Origin of the sequence: Shewanella dokdonensis, from assembly GCF_018394335.1 — a bacterium.
Taxonomy (GTDB): domain Bacteria; phylum Pseudomonadota; class Gammaproteobacteria; order Enterobacterales; family Shewanellaceae; genus Shewanella; species Shewanella dokdonensis.
Genome location: NZ_CP074572.1, coordinates 3,559,729 through 3,579,271 on the forward strand (window position 1 = coordinate 3,559,729; position 19,543 = coordinate 3,579,271).

A 19,543-nucleotide genomic window follows, 5' to 3' on the forward strand; every position below is an offset into this window, starting at 1 on the left:
GCTGCAGGGTTTTCCTGTCATTGTGCGGAATATTACAGGGCGATTGAAGTACAAAATGCTATGAATTAAAAGTTAATTTTTCTTAAGGCAGGCACTTGGAGCCTTGTCTGTATTATGCCATGCGCTGTTGCTATAGACAGAACTGTTGGCCGATTTATCCTGCGATGATGGCAGTTGCCGATAATTTATCCAGTGGAAAATCCAAACAAGTGTTTAAAACTTAGAGAGAAGAAGTTAGAATCAGATCACATTTTAATGGTCAGACCTGTTGGGTGTATGTCTGGCTAGGGATTTCAGTCTGTGGTCATGGACCAAATATAACGAGGATAACAGATGAGTGACAGACAGCAGGTAACCAATGCCAAGGGAGAACGCATTGCCATTGTAGCGGGTTTGCGTACACCGTTTGCTCGTCAGGCGACAGCTTTTCATGGCATGCCCGCCGTAGATCTGGGCAAAATGGTGGTGGCTGAATTACTGCAGCGCACTGAGCTTGACCCGGCACTGGTTGAACAACTGGTATATGGTCAGGTAGTGCAGATGCCTGCCGCGCCTAACATTGCCCGGGAGATTGTGCTGGGGACAGGCATGAAGGTGACCACCGATGCTTACAGCGTCACCCGCGCTTGTGCCACCAGTTTCCAAAGCACAGTGAATGTGGCGGAAGCCATTATGACTGGCAATATCGATATTGGTATTGCCGGTGGCGCAGATTCCTCTTCTTTATTACCTATCGGTGTATCCAAGACATTAGCGGTTGCACTGGTAGACTTAGGTAAAGCACGCAGTCTGAAACAAAAATGGCAAGTGCTCAGCCGTTTGCGGCCAAAGGATCTGTTACCTGTTCCGCCTGCGGTTGCTGAGTATTCCACCGGGTTATCGATGGGGCAAACCGCCGAGCAGATGGCCAAGAGCTATCATATCAGCCGCGCCGATCAGGACGCGTTGGCGCACCGCTCGCATACACTTGCCAGCAAGACCTGGGCGGAAGGCAAACTGAAAGATGAAGTAATGGTCACCCATGTACCACCATTCGACAGCTTTATCGAACGCGATAACAATATCCGCGACAATTCTACTTTGGAATCCTATGCCAAATTGAAGCCAGTGTTTGATCGTAAGCATGGCACGGTCACGGCGGCGACCAGCACACCGCTGACCGACGGTGCCTCAGCGGTATTGCTGATGAGCGAAGGCCGAGCTAAAGCCCTAGGATATCAGCCTATTGGCTATATCAAGAGCTATGCTTTCAGCGCCATTGAAGTCTGGCAAGATATGCTGATGGGGCCGTCATATGCAACACCGCTGGCGCTGAAACGTGCGGGGATGCAACTGGAAGACTTGGATCTGATTGAGATGCACGAAGCTTTTGCAGCGCAGACCTTAGCCAATATCCAGATGTTTGCTTCAAAGACCTTTGCCGCAGAGAAACTGGGGCAGAGCCGCGCCATTGGCGAGATTGATATGAATAAGTTCAACGTCCTCGGTGGTTCACTGGCATATGGGCATCCTTTTGCGGCAACAGGTACTCGTTTGATCACTCAGGTGTGTAACGAGCTGAAACGTCGCGGTGGCGGAACTGCGTTGACCACCGCTTGTGCCGCCGGGGGCCTCGGTGCCGCCATGATCCTGGAAGTGGAGTAAAAGGCCATGGAAATGACAGAAAAAACCTTCAACCTCAGTGTGCGGGATGATGGCATCGCCTTGTTGACGATGGATGTTCCCGGCGAAACCATGAACACCTTGCGGGCCGAATTTGTCCCAGAAATGACCGAACTGCTAGCACAGATCCGCGCCGATCAGCGCATCAAAGGTCTGGTGGTGATCTCTGGTAAAAAGACTCGTTTGTTGCGGGGGCGGACATTGCCATGTTGGATGCCTGTGATACCCGTGATAAAGCCAGCGAGTTATCGGCCGCCGGACATCAAGTGTTTGGCGAACTGGAAAAATTAGCAATCCCGGTAGTGGCGGCCATTCATGGTGCATGTCTCGGCGGCGGTCTGGAGTTGGCTCTGGCGTGCCATAAGCGTGTTTGTACTGACGATGGCAAAACTATGCTGGGGTTACCGGAAGTGCAATTAGGACTGTTGCCCGGCAGTGGCGGAACCCAACGTTTGCCAAGGCTGATAGGCATCGCCAAGGCGCTGGATATGATGTTAACCGGTAAACAAATCCGGCCGAAACAGGCATTGAAAATGGGCTTGGTGGACGATGTTGTGCCACAGACCATTTTGTTGCAAGCGGCGATTGAATTAGCCCAAAACGGTAAAAAACGCGCGAAACGCAAAGCAACCTTGATGGAACTAGCGTTGGAGCGCACCCACTTTGGCCGCAATATATTGTTCGATCAGGCATTAAAACAGGTGGAACGTAAGACTCAGGGCAATTATCCCGCGCCGCCTAAAATTATTGATTGTGTGCGCATCGGCGCTGATGAAGGCATGGCGGCAGGTTTGGCGACAGAATCCCGTTATTTTGGCGAATTGGTGATGACAGCAGAATCCGCCGCGCTGCGTTCTATCTTCTTTGCGACCACCGAAATGAAAAAAGAGACCGGTGCTGACGGCGCCGAACCGCGGCCGCTGAAAAAAGCGGTTGTGCTCGGCGGTGGTCTGATGGGCGGTGGTATTGCCTCGGTCACCATTAGCAAGGCCAAACTGCCGGTACGGGTAAAGGATATCAGCGAAAAAGGGCTGTCTAACGCCTTGTCCTACGCCTATAAACTGCTGGATAAAGGTGTTAAGCGGCGCCATATGAGTGCAGCGCAGCGGGATAAACAGATGGCGCTGATGAGTACCACTACCGAGTACCGTGGCATACACGATGCGGATATCGTGGTGGAAGCGGTGTTTGAAGATCTAAAACTCAAGCATCAGATGGTGCAGGATATTGAACGCGAATGTACTGCACATACGGTGTTTGCATCCAATACCTCTTCCTTGCCAATCGGTCAGATTGCCGCCGTGGCCAGCCGCCCAGAAAATGTCATTGGGCTGCACTATTTTTCACCGGTAGAGAAGATGCCGCTGGTGGAAGTTATTGCCCATGAGAAAACATCTTCTGAGACCATCGCCACTACGGTTGCTTTTGCCCGTAAACAGGGGAAAACCCCGATAGTGGTAAAAGATGGTGCCGGATTTTATGTTAACCGTATCCTGGCGCTTTATATGAACGAAGCGGCGCAACTACTGCTGGAAGGCCAGAGTGTGGAACAGCTGGATCAGGCGCTGGTGAAATTTGGTTTCCCGGTGGGCCCGATGACATTGCTGGATGAAGTCGGCATTGACGTCGGTGCCAAGATCTCACCCATTCTGGAACAAGCGCTGGGTGAACGTTTCCGCGCGCCAGCGGCGTTTGAAAAACTGCTGCAAGATGAGCGTAAAGGGCGTAAGAACGGCAAGGGTTTCTATCTGTATGGTAAAAAGAAATCCAAGAAGAAACAGGTGGATAGTTCTGTCTATAAAGTGCTGGGGATCACCCCAGGCGTGGCCGCAGATAACGAACAACTGGCACAGCGCTGCGTAGTGCAGATGTTAAATGAGGCGGTGCGCTGTCTCGATGAAGGCATTATCCGCAATGCCCGTGATGGTGATATCGGTGCCATTTTTGGTATCGGTTTCCCACCGTTTCTGGGCGGGCCATTCCACTATATTGATACTTTGGGTACCGCTAAACTGGTGGAGATGCTGGAAGGTTATCAGTACCGTTTGGGTGAACGGTTTGCCCCTTGCGAACGGCTGAAAACAATGGCGGCAACTGGCCAGCGTTTCTTTGACTAACGCCATAACTGATTGACCATAAACGCCCGCCGCTGCGGGCGTTTTGTTTACTAAAACGATAGTCATTGTGCTCGGTGGTTTGCAGTTTGGCGTAAAGCGGGTTAAATTTACTGTAAATTTATACAGCACTATTGAGCTATGATCCTATATATTGCTGAAAAACCAAGCCTTGGCCGCGCGATTGCTGACGTGTTACCTAAGCCACTGCGCAAGCACGAGGGTTATATTGAAGCGGCCAATGGCGATTGTGTCTCTTGGTGTGTAGGGCATCTGCTAGAGCAGGCGGCACCGGATGCCTATGATCCGCAATATAAATCCTGGAAACCAGAGCATCTGCCGATTGTGCCACAGCAGTGGCAGTTACTGCCTAAAAAAGGTAGCCGAGGTCAGTTGGCGGTGCTGAAAAAACTGATCAAACAAGCCGATACACTGGTGCATGCTGGCGATCCTGATAGAGAAGGGCAGTTACTGGTGGATGAAGTGTTATCTTATCTGGGTACCAGCAGTGACAAACAGTCGGCGGCGCAGCGACTACTGATCAATGATTTAAACCCGCAGGCGGTCAGTCGTGCACTTGGCAATATGCGCAGTAATCGTGAATTTGTGCCGTTATCCACCTCCGCGTTGGCGCGCAGTCGTGCTGACTGGCTGTATGGCATGAACCTGTCACGTGCGTACACTTTGCAGGGGCGTAAAGTCGGCTATCAGGGGTTTTGTCGGTAGGTCGAGTGCAAACCCCTTTGCTTGGTTTGGTGGTGCGCCGGGATGAAGAGATAGCCGCTTTTCAGCCAAAGCCGTTTTTTGAGGTGTTGGCACAGCTACAGTGTGACGATGGCGCCCGCTTTAGTGCGCGCTGGCAGCCAAGTGAAGCCTGCCAGCAGTGGCTGGATGCAGAAGGCCGCGTGTTGGCAAGAGGGCTGGCTGAAAACGTTATCCGCCGTATCAGTGGTCAGTCTGCCCATGTACAAACCGTGGAGAGCAAACCCAAAAGGCAGGCGCCACCGCTGCCTTATAGCTTGTCTGCATTGCAGATAGACTGTAATAAACGCTTTGGCATGAGTGCCAAAGAGGTGCTGGATACGGCGCAGGCGTTGTACGAACGCCACAAACTGCTGACGTACCCGCGCTCCGACAGTCGTCATCTGCCACAAGCGCAGTTTGCTGATGCCACCGAGATTATTGCTACCATCAGCCAAGGTGCGGCCGAACTGCTGCAAGGATGTGAACTTCCTGATCCTAAGCTTAAATCCAAAGCGTGGGATGACAGTAAAGTTGATGCCCACCACGCTATTATTCCCACGCACAAAGTGGCTAATTTAGCAGGATTGTCGGCGCGTGAGCGGCAGGTTTATCTGCAGGTCGCTAGGCAATATTTGGCGCAGTTTTATCCCCATTATCTGTATCTGGAAACACAGGTCCAGTTGCAGATTGCGGGTGGCCTTTTTGTCGCCAAGAGCAAGCAGCAACAGCAAGTCGGCTGGAAACAGCTATTTCGTCAGGAACAGAACCACGATGAAGAGGAGGCATTAACTGGAAGCTTGCCGCCACTCAAGGTGGGGCAACAACTGCAATGTCTTAAGGGCGAATTGCTGGAAAAAATGACTCAGCCGCCGAAGCATTTCACCGATGCCACCTTGTTAGCCGCCATGACGGGAATTAACCGCTTTGTCAGCGATCCGCAAATTCGTAAAGTGCTTAAAGATACCGATGGTCTCGGCACCGAAGCCACCCGCGCGGGTATTATCGAGTTGCTGTTTAAACGGGGATTTTTACAGCGGCAAGGCAAGAGTATTCAGGCCACTGCGGCTGGCACCGGGCTGATCCACAGCTTGCCAGATGTTGCCACAACACCGGATATGACGGCGCAATGGGAAAGCAGTCTAGATGCTATCAGTCGCCGTGACATGAAATATCAGGCATTTATGCAGCCACTGCTACAGCAACTGACAGCGCTAGTTACTCAGGCACAAAACAGCTTACCTACAGCGCTTAGTGGAGTTAAAACTCGACAACGGAATTATCGCAACACTACCGGGAAGCGCACCTCTAAAGCTGCAAGGGGCAAAGTTGGGCAAACTGGGAAAACAGTACGCCGGGCAGAACGTCAAACTAAAGCCGTAACGCACGGCAGCAAGTCTGCGGATTAAACGTCACGGACTTTGCGATACTGGTTGGATACCATGTCATATTCATAGCCAAACTGATGCAGTTTCTGCTCCAGCAGCTGTGGTGATAAGTCTAGGTCGTACAATAACGCCTGTTTGTCTGGGCAATGCAGACGTAGTTTTTCATTGACGATGCCGAGCAGGATCTCCGCGGGCAATTGTTGCAGATCTTGCATAGTGGAAGCCTCCCTGAACATGCTTTAAGCATAGTCATAGCGTGACAGAAATTGCCATTACCATGAAAAAATTGTGGGATTTATTAACTGTAGGTTGCATCGTTTATGCTCTGTCATTGTTGCGAATATAAACGATGCAATGCCAATCGCCATGTCGGTACAAACGCATGGGGCCACTATGCAGAACGCTAATTAAGTCGAACTGAAATTAACGCAGTTGCGCGCCTTTATTTAGCGCTATCAGCCGGTCTAGGATATGTTCTCCATCCATGCGAATACCATTATGTTCGTATTCGGACGTCAACCAGTAACGGAGGTTAGCCACCTGCGCGGCAGTTTCCAGGCTGTATTCTCGCGCCACATACATATCTTCGCTATAGATAGCCGCGGCCACCGGCACTTTGTTAGCGGCAAGTTTTTGCAAATTGTAGAGTGTGGGCCAATCGGGTTTGCTAGCCAGTAATTCGGCACATGGTTGTAGTGGCCGCAAGTTGCTGATCTGGTGCAACATCCACGGATATACCATCTCACCTGTGAGCAGCAGCTCTGCGGCATCAGGGGCAAATTCGGGATATTCGGCGCGCACACGTTGGGCTGCCCAGTTAGATGATGTTTGCTGGCAATAGATGGCTTCGTGCAGCAGCACATATAACGGGTTGGTGTGGTAACTCAGCATCTGGGTGAAATGCTCGGCAAATAACGGGTTGAGTATTTGACCGTCAGTGCCCTCTAGCAGCGCTTGCTCGAGCAGGTAGTAGACGGCCTCTGGCCCTTGCATCATGCCAAGATTAATCCCCAGTAGTTGCAGCATCTCTACCGTCAGTCGATCGCCGTTCGGCAGGTATTCTTGATGTTGTCTCAAGTGTGCCGCCAGCGTGTTGAGTAACTGCTGAGCATCTGGGAAACGGCGCTGAAACTCTCGGTTTTTATCCAATACCCGCTGATAAGTGGCGCGATAAACTTCATCGGCACTGCGTGTCAGTGAGGGAATTCCGCCAGTAATAAAGGCTTGTTGCAGTCCCTCGGGGGCGGCGCTGAGATAATGCAGAATGCAGAATCCCCCAAAGCTTTGACCGAGTACACTCCAGGGCATTTGTGGGCTGAGTTGCTGACGAATGGCTTCGGCGTCTCGGACGATGTTGTCTGCACGAAAATGACGCAGATATTCGGCTTGCTGAGTGGCACTCAAGCCACTCAGCGTACGGTAGCTTACGGGGCTCGATAAACCGGTACCGCGTTGATCTAACAGCAGTACTCGAAATTCCTGCAATGCGCGTTTTAGCCAGCCGCTATTGGCTAATGGCCGCTGTGCCGCAAAGCCTGGCCCGCCTTGAAAATACAGCAATATTGGCAGGTTTTCTGCGTTCGTTTGTAATCCCTGCAATTCTCGGGCAAAAACCTTGAGGGTTGGCCCTTGGGGCTGAGCGTAATCTAACGGCAAAGTAAAGTAGTGCTTGCGGCACCGCATTCCTTCAAGTTGGGCGATATTGTTCATTAGTAGCATCTTGTGCAAAATTTTTAGCCGATTGTACAACGAAATGACGGCCCAAGATGCCCATAATGTAATTTGCTCGGGCTTTCACTGACAGGAAAAGTTAAACTGGCATTTAACGCGAAGCTTTTACGGTTAAGATCAACTTTAATCGCTGATAATTGATCGATGATGTTGCCGTTATCACGGATAGATAAAACCAGCCTGAGAGTAACAACTAAATGAAATATCAAATAATTCCCGTAACCCCATTCCAACAGAACTGCAGCTTAGTTTGGTGTGAGCAGACGCTGCAAGCGGCGGTAATTGACCCAGGTGGCGACCTAGACAGGATCCTTGATGCCGTGCATGAACATGGCCTGAGTCTGGAAAAGATTTTACTGACACATGGACATATCGATCATGTCGGCGGCGCCGCCAAATTAGCAGAACAACAGCAGTTACCGATTATTGGGCCGCATGAGGATGACAAAATGTGGCTAGAACAATTGCCGATACAGAGCCAAAAATTTGGTTTCCCTGCCAGTGTGGCGTTTGAACCCAGTCAATATTTGCAAGATGGCGATGAAGTCACCGTTGGCAATAGCGTGCTGAAAGTGTTCCATTGCCCAGGGCATACGCCGGGACATGTGGTGTTTTGGTCCGCAGCAGACAAGCTAGCATTCGTTGGTGATGTGTTATTTCGCGGTTCTATCGGCCGTACGGATTTTCCTGGTTCCAGTTATCAGGCACTGATTGATTCGATCAGTAATAAGCTATGGCCTCTGGGCAATGATACCCGCTTTGTGCCGGGGCATGGACTGATGTCAACGTTTGCGGAAGAACGGCAAAATAATCCTTTTGTGGCCGATCAGTTACTGCAATAGCCTGTTGTGCTTTCGATGACGCCAGCAGCGATCGGCTGGCGTGATGCTTAGCCACTCTGGATGATGAGTATTGCACGTTTAGTGCCTTAACCTGCTGAATACGTTTACTAAGTTGCCTTCGTAGCAATCAGTCATCGCCCTTAGTCATAACGCTTTATAGTCTTTAGTTGCCTCTTCAATATGCTTAATCAATGCCGCCACTGCTGATAATTGTCTCACAGTTGCCCGTCTCCCCGTTTCTTCACCTGCGTTTTTTACGCGAATAGGGCGTTGTTATCGCCATATCGGTAATAAAAACCGCAATTAGATATAAGTTATACATATGATCATTTTTCCTTAATTTATCTGTCATTAAGCGTCAGTAAATTGGCCGACCAAGTTCAACAAAAATAACCTCTTACCTACTTTTATGAGGATTTATCACTATGGTCACCAAGTCATGTGCCAAGGTATTCGTGGTCAGTGCCGTTGCCTTAGCCCTTGCCGCCTGTAACTCTTCTAACGATGACACTACCACGTACACAAACCCGGGATTACCCGCGGGAACATCGGCAACCCACAGTGTTGCTGAACCTGTGTTATCGGGCAATGACATTGCCGTGGTGGATGGAAATCTCCCTACGACTAACAACAATGGCAATATTGTTGCTTTCGACCCTTCCGTTAGTCCTTTGATCCAAATCCTGAGTGGTTTTGATGATATTTGGTATGCAGGCGATGATACTTGGGCCATGACTGGCTCTTCTGAATCGAAGGCGATTGCGGCAGGTTATGAAGCTTATCCAGGCGTAGTTGGTGGTGGCACTAACAGCACGTCCTATGCCATTCCTTTCAATTTTAGCCATGAACAGATCCGCAACAAGAGTGTCTGGCAGGAAAACTTTAATTATGTAAAACAACTGGTTGAAAACTCAACTAAAGCAGAAAAGGTTGCTGCATATTTAGATGATCAACGAGATAAAGGCTTCAGCATCTCCTCTGGCTTAGGGCCGATGACCGCCGATTATCAAAGCGGCGCGAATGCGACCTCTTCCTATAGTGTTAATGCTAATGGTGATGTGGTGCTGACTGACGCAGTTAGCGGTGAAACCCATGTGATTGACATTGAAAATACCAAATACAATGGCAATCTCTATGAGAGCCTGGCGAATTCAACCCGAACTGGCTTTGGTTCGACATCCGTTGATGGTGAAGCAACGGCTTTAAGTGATGTCGTAGTTTTATTGCAAACCGTTGCGGCTTATGGTGCGTCTACGGAAGCGCCTAAATACCATTTTGAGTCTCCCCGTCCATGGCGTATCAATGCTGATGATTACAGTACCGTGAATGTTAATGATGCTTCTGCAAGCATCTACAGCACCATTACCGACATTAGTGCACTAGAAGAAGATGCGTGTTTGGGGCTTGATGGACAAGCGGTGGCTGCATACAAATATTATGAGCGTCCGGCCAATCCAATCGTGCTGCCTATTACCGGTTTATTGTGCGCAGCGCGTACTACGTATTACGGCAAAGATAGTGACAATGACGGTGTTCCTAATAGTTTCAGTGAATTTGAAGGGGATACTAAGACTGCCGTCAATAGTCTTCCTGCATTGTATTCAAGCAGAGCGAAAGATGGTGCGTTTCCCAGTGGGCATACCGCTGAAGCATTTGACCGTGGCTTGATCTATGCCTACGCCATTCCTGAACGTTTTGCGGAAATGGTTGCACGGGCAGGCGATCTTGGCACTGATCGTATCGTTGCCGGGATGCATTCTCCGTTAGATGTAATTGGTGGCCGTATTATGGCCACGGCTATTGCTGCGGCAATGTTATCTGATAATAACAATGCACTCGCAGCCGAAACTGCGGTAGAACAAGCTCAGAAGTATTTCCTCACCAAGGCGCAAACCGCAGGATACGACACTGTTTATGATTACGCTCACTGTACCACTGATGTGACTAAGCCTTGTGATTTGACTGACCAGTATGCGGATAGAGCCGCGATGAAAACGCGCTATCGCCAAAGTATGACTTACGGTTTTACACCGTTGGCAGAAGCAAGCGCCGCGCCCGAAGTGCCAAAAGGCGCCGAAGTACTGTTGAAAACGCGTTTCCCATATCTGGATGCAAACCAGCGTCGTCAAGTTTTGGCCACCACTGAAATAGATGCTAATTATCCGGTTATCAATAAGTCTCGTGGTTGGGGACGCCTCAATTTAGTTGATGCGGCAGATGGCTATGCGGCGTTTAACAGTAATGTGTCGATATACATGGACGCGAACCGCGGTGGCTTTAATGCGATTGACCGCTGGATGAATGATATTTCTGGTGATGGCCGTCTAGAAAAAAGTGGTAGTGGTACGCTTTATCTTACTGGCACCAATAGTTACCGCGGTGGCACAGTGTTGGAACAAGGAACGCTAGTGGCTAGCTCGGCTTCTGCCTTCGGTAACAATACCCTTTACCAAAAGGATGGTACGGTAAAAATATCGATAGGCGCTGGGGCTGAAACGGCGGCCGCAGGTGCCTTGACGGTTACCGATTTCGTTATGGATGGCGGTGTATTGGCGCTTGATCTTAACCGTAATGCACAGCTCAAGGCGACCACTGGTATCTACCTGACCGGAAACAATCTGTCACTGGATTTAAAGGTTCCGCCACTGACGGCGGCAACCCGTTATACCGTGCTGAATAGCCAACATCTGGAAGGTAAATTTACTGAAGCTAATATCAGGGCTACCGATGCGTCAGGCACCGTATATAAGGTGGCGATGGTTTATACCGATACCTCTGCGCAAGTGACCGTTACACCGAAAAACTAACCGCACACAAGCGCTATCAAAAAGGTAACTTTAGTCGGTTACGTGTTTTTGAATAATGTCGAAAACAGACAAAAATCCCCACGCATTGCACCGTGGGGATTTTTCTGTCGTTCCTATCCTATGTCCATCGGGTTTACAGCCGTTATCCCCTATACGTGCTGACTGAAGATTCATCGAGATACTCAGTTGTTGGCTGTTTCTCGCCTAGCTCAGCCTTTGGCTGCCGCGTTACTATGCTCCACTCAATGGCTGCTTTCCTGTCGGAAGGAAAAATTCTCTATAATCTCTGCATGTTACTTGGTGAAATCCATAACGTTTAACATTAACATGGCGTTGATGACTTGTGCTGTCCCGCAGTGAAGGACGTTGTATACAAGGAGCTGTCGTATGCTAGGCCAGTATTTTGCGTCACCAACAGAATTAACCATGAGTGGGCGGCAACAGTTAGTGCTGACGGTACCACCGCAATTTAGCGATTTTGTGCTATTAGAGTTTTCCAGTTATCCCTTAGCTGAGTGGATAGTGTGCGAACGCAACCACTCCAACGTGCATCATCTTGTGCGCAAACAACCATTCTTAACGTTTGACATGAGTAATGTGACTAACCCATTACCGCTGTCATCTGCTGTTTCTCGCAGTTTGGGGCAGGGTGTCAGGTTATATATAGCACCAGGTGTTAGCAGCGCTAAGGCCATCAGTGCCTTGCGCCGAGGGGTAACGGTCGATATCGATTGCGCGGCTGAGATCTGTTTTAGTTTAAATTCTACGGCATTTGAACTTTTGCCGCTTGAGTGCGATCGCCGTTTAATGTTGCAACCTCAAGTGTTGGAACATGCCCGTACCATATTGGCGCAGGTTCCCGATCCGCATGCAGAAGCGGTCACACTTGCAGTGCAACTATCTGAAATCCAACAGACAAGCCGCCAGCTAAAACGTTATCAGCAGCGCATGGCACTTGAGCTATCCCCCGAGGCCGCAGACGAGCTGTTGCAGTTGCATGCACAATTGGAGCAGAAACGACAGTGGTTGGGGCATTGTTATAATCAGGCGCTCAGTCGCCACAGCTATCGTTACAGTGCTAATCAGGTGGCCGACGAACGCTTGCAGCGCACTCTTGAGTGTTATGAATTGCTGGCACCCCCAGAATTGGTGGCAATGGTGGCCACACTTACGGGGGATGAGAATGAACACTGATACAGTAAAGAGAAGATTAAATGCATTATGAATGCCCGATATGTCGCGAGGCATTAGTGTTAGATGGTCGGCAATGGCGCTGTCAGCAGCGCCATTGTTTTGATGTGGCAAAAGAAGGCTATGTGAATTTGTTACCGGTCAATAAAAAGCACTCATTGAGCCCCGGTGATAATCAACAGATGATGGCGGCCAGAAGAACATTTCTACAGGCAGGTTTGTATCAGCCGTTGAGCGACAGAATTAATACGTTAGCTGTTTCTCTTCACCAGCAAATGCCGGATATTCTGGATATTGGTTGTGGCGAAGGTTATTACAGCCAACGCTTGCAGCAAGCAACGGGTGGAATATTGCAGGGCATGGATATTTCTAAAACCGCTGTGCGTTACGCCGCCAAACGTTACCCTGATTTGCAGTTTTGTGTGGCTAGTGCTTTTGATATGCCCTTTGTCGCCAATAGTTTTGACTTGATGCTAAAGATTTTTGCCCCGGTAGCAGCGGCTGAGTTACAACGTGTCTGTCGTCCTGATGGTTACTATATCAGTGTCACCGCGGGGCCGATGCACCACTTTGCCCTCAAACAGCTCATCTATGCCGAGCCCAAAGAGCATCCGCTTAGTGCTGGACAACTGGATGGGTTTATCTTGCAACACCAGGAAAGGTTGCAGTGGCAGTTGCAAACCCCACTAGGAGAACTCAGCAGCAGTTTTTTACAGATGACACCTTATGCCTGGAAATTTTCAACTGAACAGAAGCAACACTTAGCACAACAAGGGGTGAGTTGTGAGTTGGATTTCTGCATTGAACTGTTTCAACGACAGAAATAAGCAAAAAGTCGTATTGAGAAATTTAAAATCTGCCTAAATACGCAGATTTTAAAGCTGCTTCAGCGAAGTAAGTTGACTTATTTATGGAATGATTTATAGTCATGGAGGCTTGAAAGTTGGGCTTATTTTTATGTGTTCAAAACGACTTGTTCGTCCTGTTAGCATAAATAATACCGGCATTTTCAGCTCCACCGCCGTAAAGGCTTAGTATTGTTTTTGTTACAGGATTAAGACTATGTCTCAAGTAACTGGTGTTGTTAAATGGTTTAACGCTGACAAAGGTTTCGGCTTCATCGCTCAGGAATCAGGTCCAGACGTATTCGTACACTTCCGTGCTATCAACTCTGAAGGGTTCAAAACTCTGGATGAAGGTCAGAAAGTTTCTTTCACCGTTACTCAGGGCCAGAAAGGTCCACAAGCTGAAAACGTAACTGTAATCAGCTAATTTAATTTCTTATAAAGAAATTCGAAAAAAACGCGGCAATTAGCGCCGCGTTTTTTTATATCTAAAAAGTCTCTTTATTACGGTTGTTCTAGAGTATTTAAGCATTTCATTCAGATAACTTGTTTGTTTTTTACAAAATAACGGTAGTTATCTGTCGCTAAATTCAATTAATGCTGTGCAATGACTGTATTAATCATTGTTTCTGCTGCTCGGTATATTTGCCGTAACCAAAATGTTGAATATCTTGCTTACTGGCACCTTCATGGCATTCACCTCGTAACTCGGCTCGGTCTTGTAGTACCAAACGTTCCAGCTCATAGTAACCATCACGGCAATATAGGTTGGCTTCGAGCGTTTTTTGCAGACCAATTTCCAGTTCTTGCGTCATCAGTTTATTTTCAGTGCTACCTCGACGCCCCATGCGTTGTGAACGCATGTCATCCTGAGGTTGGGGGCGAGAATGCTGGCGCTCAGGTGTTTCTGCTGACTTCTGCCGATGTCTATCAGCGGTCACTGCGGTAACACTGTAGGTAAACAGTTTCATTCCATCACTTTTAATTTCTGTCTGGAAGCTATCGGTGACTTTGCTGCAAATTGCGCCGGATCTGGCGTGCCAGAGCCAGGCAGATAAGAGTAGCAATGTGATGGGGGCAGCAATAATGGTAAGCGCATGAGCAATATATTCCTTGGTGACGAGGATAGCGTTATGACTCTTGTAAGCTGTTATTAGTTCAGGATTTATCTTGCTTTATGACCAGCGTTCCCGCCAGTTTGTCATGCCATCCCTGTTTTCTGGCATCAAATGCAACCCACAGTAACCCTAAACCTAAGGGCAGCGTCGCTGGGATATAGGCAAAATATCGGATAAGCCATTGGCGCATGCTGGGTTTACCACCACTGTTTGCGTCAACTATCTTGGCTTTTATGAGAATTTTCCCCGGAGTCGCTGCACGGTAGCGCCAAAACACCAATACTAGCACTGGCGGGAGCAGATAGTTGATGATCACATCTGCTGGGCCGTGTACCAGTGAATTGTCATAGAAAAGTCTGTCACCGTATATCCAAAAGGATAATGGCAGCGTCAGCAACAGGATAAGCAATACATCCAGCATGGTAGCTGCAAAGCGTTCCCAGAAGCCAACATACTGATAGTTTTCGGTAATTGCTGCCATCATTAATCGATTCTTAGTTTGCGCTCAAGTTTAACTGAGCCTGAGCTTCAGTCTTATTGAGCTTGGTTTTACTGTCCAGCAAAAATACTCGTTCTGGGGCTACAGCGACGTTATCTACCAGAAAAGCTTTGACAGCTTGGCTGCGACGCTGAGCTAGGTTCCCTAGGTCGGCATCGCTGATGACTTCGGCATTTAACAGCTGGTTATACAAACCTATATGCCACAAAGTGGTCAATTTGGCCTGGTCGATGTTTCCTTTATCGTCAGTGGCCACCTTTTCAGCATTAGCTTTTTCAGCGTTGGGATCCGCATTAAATTGCTTTTGATATAGTGCTAGTAGCGCATCGGTGAGTTTGCCCGATGCTGGAATACGGCTGGCGCTGAAATCTGCGGGTAAACTGTCAAGTCCACTTTGCTGTAACAGTTGCCGTTGTAATTTATGTTCTGCCATCGCTTGGCTGTCTTGTTGTGGATTGACAGAGGCTTCGATACTCAATGTCAGTTTCGGGCGTTCACTGAGCGCTCCGGCAAGTTTTTGCAATTTGTCCTGCTCGGATGGCGAGAGCTTAGCGGAACCGGCATCAAATGCTACCAGATTGAGCTCTTCATCGCTGCCAAGTAAGCCCGCGAGGAATGAAAAGGGCGCCGTTACAGCTTTGGTTATCACATTGGTTAATGCCGAGAGAATAATGCCACCAAAACTGAAGTCTGGATTGTCTAGATCGCCCGAAACGGGTAAACCAAGGTCAATCACACCGTGTCTGTCCTGCAGTAATGCGATAGCCAAGGTGACAGGTAGGCTTGTTGCCAGTTTTGAATCAGTCGGTTTCCCAAGTTGCAACTGGTCGATGACAACATGGTTATTGCCTTTAAGATGGTTATCTTGCAGTTGATAATTCAGTGCCAGCGTCAATTGGCCTTTATCGATGTAGTAGCCAGCGTAGGTTCCCGAATAAGGGTTCACTGTGGTGAGTTCTACACTCTTGAATAATAGATCCAGATCCAAATAGGGTTGTGGCAATAGCGGATTGATTTCGCCCTTGAGAGACATAGGCGCATAACGGTCAATCTTACCGGCAATATCCACTGTGGCCTTGGTTCCTGGGACGGAAGACAAACTGCTGATTTTGCCATGTAGTTGCTCAATGCCGGTGGCAAAATTAGGCGTTAGTGAATTGTCGGCAAAATAGGCCGAACCATTGCTGAAGTTGATACTGGCAACGGTGATTTTCAATGGCTGTTCAGCTGGAGTCTTGGCTGGTGCGGTGGCACTTGCCACTGTCGGTTGGGCGGTGGCCGCCGCAGTGGTATCGCTAGCGGTTTGCTTGACCATCAGCTCACCAATATTGGTGGTCCGGTCTTCATTAATAGTCACTTTGGCGTATGGTTTTTCTAAAGTGACATTACCGAGCAACAGTTGTTTTTTGTCCGCATCAAAGTCCACGGAATCGATCGCCAGTTGCTGCCATTTAAGTAACGGCCGTTTTTGCTGCAGATCTTTGATCTCCAGATCGCTGACAGCAATATCCCCTTTATAGCTGGCGTGTCCCGCAGTATCTGCGCTGAAATCCCCCGTACTGCTAATCTGGCCTTTTGGCAGCTCGATATTCAGATAGTGAGTCAGATACGGCTGGAACTGGTTCAGCAACAATTTGCTTAATGTCAGTTTGCCACTAACTTGCTTGCTGGCAAGATCAATAGTGCCTTCACTGCTGAAATTGCCGCCACTGTCTGTTGCATGATTCTGTGATACGTCCAGCGCTATTTGATAGCTCAGCGGTGTTGATAATTGGCTGTCAATGCCACCAGTGTTGACTGTCAGCGGGTATACTCGCCAATCAACGCCGTTGCTAAGTTGTTGTTCATGTACATTTATATCGGCAGCTTTTAGGTGAAAGGCTGCAAGTTTCACCAGCCATTGGGGTGTTGAAGAGGCTTGATCTGCACTCGCTGCTGCTGGCTGTGACTCGGTGGCGGTTGGGACAAATAGTGGCACTAACGCCAGTCCGTTTTTATCAAAACGGCTATGCAGCCATAACCCCTCAATCGTCACATCTGCAATGTTCACTTGCTGTGGTTGGCTGCTTAACGCAATCTCACCAACGCGGAGGCTTGGCAGCTTGATGACGGGGGTACTGCCATCGGTAAGTTGCACATTGTTAACGGTGACAAAGGTGTTATCAAGGCGATAAGACAGCGGTTGCCCCGGTGTTTGAGCGATAACATAGTGGGTTTTTAATGAAACAGCACCATCGGTCAACTGTGCTTTCAACATAGGTTGCACATAGCCCCAGAAGGGGGCAGGGTGATATTTTGCAGTTGCAGCTGACCGTTAATCTGTAATGGCTGTAGTAACAATTGCCCATCAGCCGCTAAAGTACCTTTGTCCTGTCCATGAAATGATAACTGATATTGATTCGACAGCGTTTTTTCGTTGTTGCTACTCACTGTATTGCGGGTGCCGAAATTATGCAGGCTGAAATTGATATCGTGATAACTGAGGTGAGTATTGGCGCTGTTATCCTCAAATACCATGTTGCTATTTGACAGGGTTAGCGCATTAATACGGAAGTCTGGTAGCTGAGAATCCTCTGCCGGTTGCGCGGCTGCTGGTGCCGCTGGTGTTTGTAAGCGAGCCACAATATCGTCGAAGTTAAAGCCGATATTCCCTTTGGTATCAGCGGCTCGTATAACCTGGCCTTGTAATCCATCAAGTTGTAGATGATCAACACACCAAGCTCGGCTAAACAGAGATTGCCACAGGTTAAACTCAGTTTCTGCATGTGTCAGGGCCAACAGCGGTGTCGCGGATTTCCCGGAAATAACCAAATTGTCCAGCCGAACCCGGAGTAAAAAAGGATTGATCTGCACGTCCTGTATCGATACTTGGCGCCCCAACAGCTGGGTTAGCTTTTCGGGGGCAATTGCACGCACCACCGCGGGTGTGACCAACCCGAGTAAAAAAGCGTAACCAAGATAAAAGGCTGATAGCCAACTGGCGATTCTTAAGATCCTCGGTGCTTTTTTATACGCCGCGACCATTCCTTTGAATCTGGACAATATCATGGAGGTTTCCTGAAACAGTAAAAACAGAAAAATGTTAACGTGATCATTGTACTGCGTTTACCCGAATAGTGGTATGTAACCGTGTGTAAAGGCTGCCGAAGTTAATAGGTAACGGTGCCATTAATCCAACAGTCAGGGACTTTTATCCGTCATGCGCTGTTGTTAACATTAGCCATATGAGTTATTTGGGAGAGTTGACGTTGAAGCAGACACATACAGAAACTGGCATCTGGAACATGAGTGTTACTACCAATATGCTGGCAGTGTTATTGGTCATTATTGGCTGGATCAGTGGTAATCATGTGGTTTGGAACATAGGTGTGTTTGCCTTGTCTGGCGCGATTACCAATTGGTTAGCGGTTTACATGTTGTTTGAAAAAGTCCCAGGTTTGTACGGTTCGGGCGTTATTCCGGCGCGTTTTGAGGCGATTAAGCAAGCTATTGCCAATCTGATCATGGAGCAGTTTTTTACCGAGGCCAACATTGATAAATTCTTGTCTCGCAAAACCGACGCTCCCTTATTAGACGTCAAGGCATTGCTCGGAAAATTGGATCTTGCCCCGGCGTTTGATGCGTTGCTATCAACGGTGGCGCAATCGTCCTTTGGTGGCATGTTGTCCATGTTTGGTGGTACAGAGGCCTTAATGCCGTTAAAGCAGCCGTTTATCGAGAAAATGCAGCTGTCACTACAAGAGATTGCGGATAGTGATGAATTCAATGCGTTGCTACGACAGGAGCTGGAAAAACCCGGCGTGATGGCCGATATGCGTGAGCAAATCCAACAAATAGTCGCGCAACGATTGCAGGAACTGACACCTATGATGGTCAAAGAGATGGTGCAGCGAATGATCCGTCGTCACCTCGGCTGGCTGGTTGTTTGGGGCGGTGTTTTTGGCGGGCTGATTGGCCTGTTGAATGCCTTGGTTTTGGGTTAATAGGAGTTAATATGCCACACATTGTGATTGAATATGCCGCAGTATTGCGCCAACAACTGGATATCGGTGAGCTAGTTAGCAAGGTTCATAAAGGTGCAATCGCCAGTGGGTTATTTAACCCTGATGCTGTAAAAACCAGGGCTTACGCGTGCGATGATTATCTGCTCGGACAAGGTGATGCCAATGACTTTATTCATATCCGCATGAGTATTATGCCGGGGCGTAGTGACTCGCAGAAGCAGCAACTGACACAAAGTGTCTGGCAGGCAATGAGCGCGCTGGCCGCAGATGTGAGTTGTGTGTCAGTGGAAGTGGCCGAATTGCATCAACCGAGCTATCTTAAGCAGGAACATTAGTATTCTTGACAGGGAAGCATGTGAATAGTGAAACTGTAGTCGATAAGCTAAAAGTGGTGACATCACCGAGTTCCCCCTGTGTTCGTAACTGCTGTCTTGATCATCAGGATGTATGCCTTGGTTGCGGACGTACTTTAGATGAAATCCTCGCTTGGCATGATGCCAGTGATGTGCGCAAGACTCAGATCCTTAACAATTGCCAAAAACGGCAACAGCTAAGACCCAAGCGGTATCGATAACAAAAAGGCACTCAAAGTCGAGTGCCT

At 48.7% G+C, this 19,543-nt stretch carries 15 protein-coding genes and 3 pseudogenes; 11 read left to right on the forward strand and 7 right to left on the reverse strand.

The window, feature by feature from the left end; translation table 11 throughout:
• Window positions 1-333 precede the first annotated feature (333 nt).
• The 3 genes and pseudogenes from fadI (at window position 334) to KHX94_RS17125 (ending at window position 5,926) form a co-directional block, all read left to right on the forward strand.
• Window positions 334-1,644 carry an acetyl-CoA C-acyltransferase FadI gene (gene fadI / locus KHX94_RS17115; protein WP_213681526.1) on the forward strand — a complete coding sequence of 437 codons (1,311 nt, stop codon included), beginning with the start codon at window positions 334-336 and terminating at the stop codon, window positions 1,642-1,644.
• Window positions 1,645-1,650: 6 nt separating this feature from the next.
• Window positions 1,651-3,779: pseudogene (gene fadJ / locus KHX94_RS17120) on the forward strand (fatty acid oxidation complex subunit alpha FadJ).
• A 138-nt stretch (window positions 3,780-3,917) separates the two neighbouring features.
• Window positions 3,918-5,926 (forward strand): annotated as a pseudogene (locus tag KHX94_RS17125) (DNA topoisomerase III).
• Here the strand turns inward: KHX94_RS17125 and KHX94_RS17130 are convergent.
• Together KHX94_RS17130 and KHX94_RS17135 are read right to left on the reverse strand one after the other, a co-directional pair.
• Window positions 5,923-6,120: a DUF4250 domain-containing protein gene (locus tag KHX94_RS17130; protein WP_213681527.1), complete on the reverse strand. Its 198-nt coding sequence runs from the start codon at window positions 6,118-6,120 to the stop codon at window positions 5,923-5,925. The pseudogene KHX94_RS17125 and the gene KHX94_RS17130 sit on opposite strands and share 4 nt — an antisense overlap.
• A 208-nt stretch (window positions 6,121-6,328) precedes the next feature.
• Entirely contained in the window at window positions 6,329-7,615 is a 1,287-nt protein-coding gene (locus KHX94_RS17135) for an alpha/beta fold hydrolase (RefSeq protein ID WP_213681528.1), read from the reverse strand.
• A gap of 218 nt (window positions 7,616-7,833) precedes the next feature.
• Between KHX94_RS17135 and KHX94_RS17140 the strand changes: the two genes are divergently transcribed.
• The 5 genes from KHX94_RS17140 (at window position 7,834) to KHX94_RS17160 (ending at window position 13,748) form a co-directional block, all read left to right on the forward strand.
• A complete protein-coding gene (locus KHX94_RS17140) occupies window positions 7,834-8,478 on the forward strand; it encodes an MBL fold metallo-hydrolase (protein ID WP_213681529.1) in 645 nt (214 codons plus the stop codon).
• Window positions 8,479-8,903: 425 nt separating this feature from the next.
• Complete coding sequence (locus KHX94_RS17145) at window positions 8,904-11,285, forward strand: phosphatase PAP2 family protein (protein WP_213681530.1); 2,382 nt, start codon at window positions 8,904-8,906, stop codon at window positions 11,283-11,285.
• A 387-nt stretch (window positions 11,286-11,672) separates the two neighbouring features.
• Entirely contained in the window at window positions 11,673-12,479 is an 807-nt protein-coding gene (locus KHX94_RS17150; protein ID WP_213681531.1) for a PH domain-containing protein, read from the forward strand.
• A 20-nt stretch (window positions 12,480-12,499) separates the two neighbouring features.
• Window positions 12,500-13,303: a 23S rRNA (guanine(745)-N(1))-methyltransferase gene (gene rlmA, locus KHX94_RS17155; protein WP_213681532.1), complete on the forward strand. Its 804-nt coding sequence runs from the start codon at window positions 12,500-12,502 to the stop codon at window positions 13,301-13,303.
• Between the two features lie 235 nt (window positions 13,304-13,538).
• Entirely contained in the window at window positions 13,539-13,748 is a 210-nt protein-coding gene (locus KHX94_RS17160) for a cold-shock protein (RefSeq protein ID WP_212593649.1), read from the forward strand.
• Window positions 13,749-13,941: 193 nt separating this feature from the next.
• On the opposite strand, the gene KHX94_RS17165 is transcribed toward KHX94_RS17160, so the two are convergent.
• From KHX94_RS17165 to KHX94_RS17180, 5 genes and pseudogenes are all read right to left on the reverse strand, one after another.
• A complete protein-coding gene (locus KHX94_RS17165; RefSeq protein WP_213681533.1) occupies window positions 13,942-14,292 on the reverse strand; it encodes a hypothetical protein in 351 nt (116 codons plus the stop codon).
• On the reverse strand, window positions 14,289-14,420 hold the full coding sequence (locus tag KHX94_RS21260; RefSeq protein WP_280529588.1) for a hypothetical protein: 132 nt from the start codon (window positions 14,418-14,420) through the stop codon (window positions 14,289-14,291). Before KHX94_RS21260 ends, KHX94_RS17165 begins: the two co-directional genes overlap by 4 nt.
• 59 nt (window positions 14,421-14,479) lie before the next feature.
• Window positions 14,480-14,923, reverse strand: coding sequence for an RDD family protein (locus tag KHX94_RS17170; RefSeq protein ID WP_213681534.1), 444 nt, complete (start codon window positions 14,921-14,923; stop codon window positions 14,480-14,482).
• A 10-nt stretch (window positions 14,924-14,933) separates the two neighbouring features.
• Window positions 14,934-16,832, reverse strand: a complete 1,899-nt coding sequence (locus tag KHX94_RS17175) for a DUF748 domain-containing protein (RefSeq protein ID WP_483315922.1) — start codon at window positions 16,830-16,832, stop codon at window positions 14,934-14,936.
• Between the two features lie 6 nt (window positions 16,833-16,838).
• A pseudogene (locus KHX94_RS17180) lies at window positions 16,839-17,986 on the reverse strand (DUF748 domain-containing protein); the annotation flags it as partial.
• Between the two features lie 236 nt (window positions 17,987-18,222).
• On the opposite strand from KHX94_RS17180, the gene KHX94_RS17185 reads away from it, so the two are divergent.
• Genes KHX94_RS17185 through KHX94_RS17195 form a run of 3 tightly spaced genes read left to right on the forward strand, consistent with a single transcriptional unit; the run spans window position 18,223 to window position 19,516 of the window.
• On the forward strand, window positions 18,223-18,921 hold the full coding sequence (locus KHX94_RS17185) for a DUF445 domain-containing protein (protein ID WP_244859465.1): 699 nt from the start codon (window positions 18,223-18,225) through the stop codon (window positions 18,919-18,921).
• Between the two features lie 11 nt (window positions 18,922-18,932).
• Window positions 18,933-19,277: a 5-carboxymethyl-2-hydroxymuconate Delta-isomerase gene (locus KHX94_RS17190; protein ID WP_213681538.1), complete on the forward strand. Its 345-nt coding sequence runs from the start codon at window positions 18,933-18,935 to the stop codon at window positions 19,275-19,277.
• A gap of 20 nt (window positions 19,278-19,297) precedes the next feature.
• Window positions 19,298-19,516, forward strand: a complete 219-nt coding sequence (locus KHX94_RS17195; protein ID WP_244859218.1) for a DUF1289 domain-containing protein — start codon at window positions 19,298-19,300, stop codon at window positions 19,514-19,516.
• Window positions 19,517-19,543 lie beyond the last annotated feature (27 nt).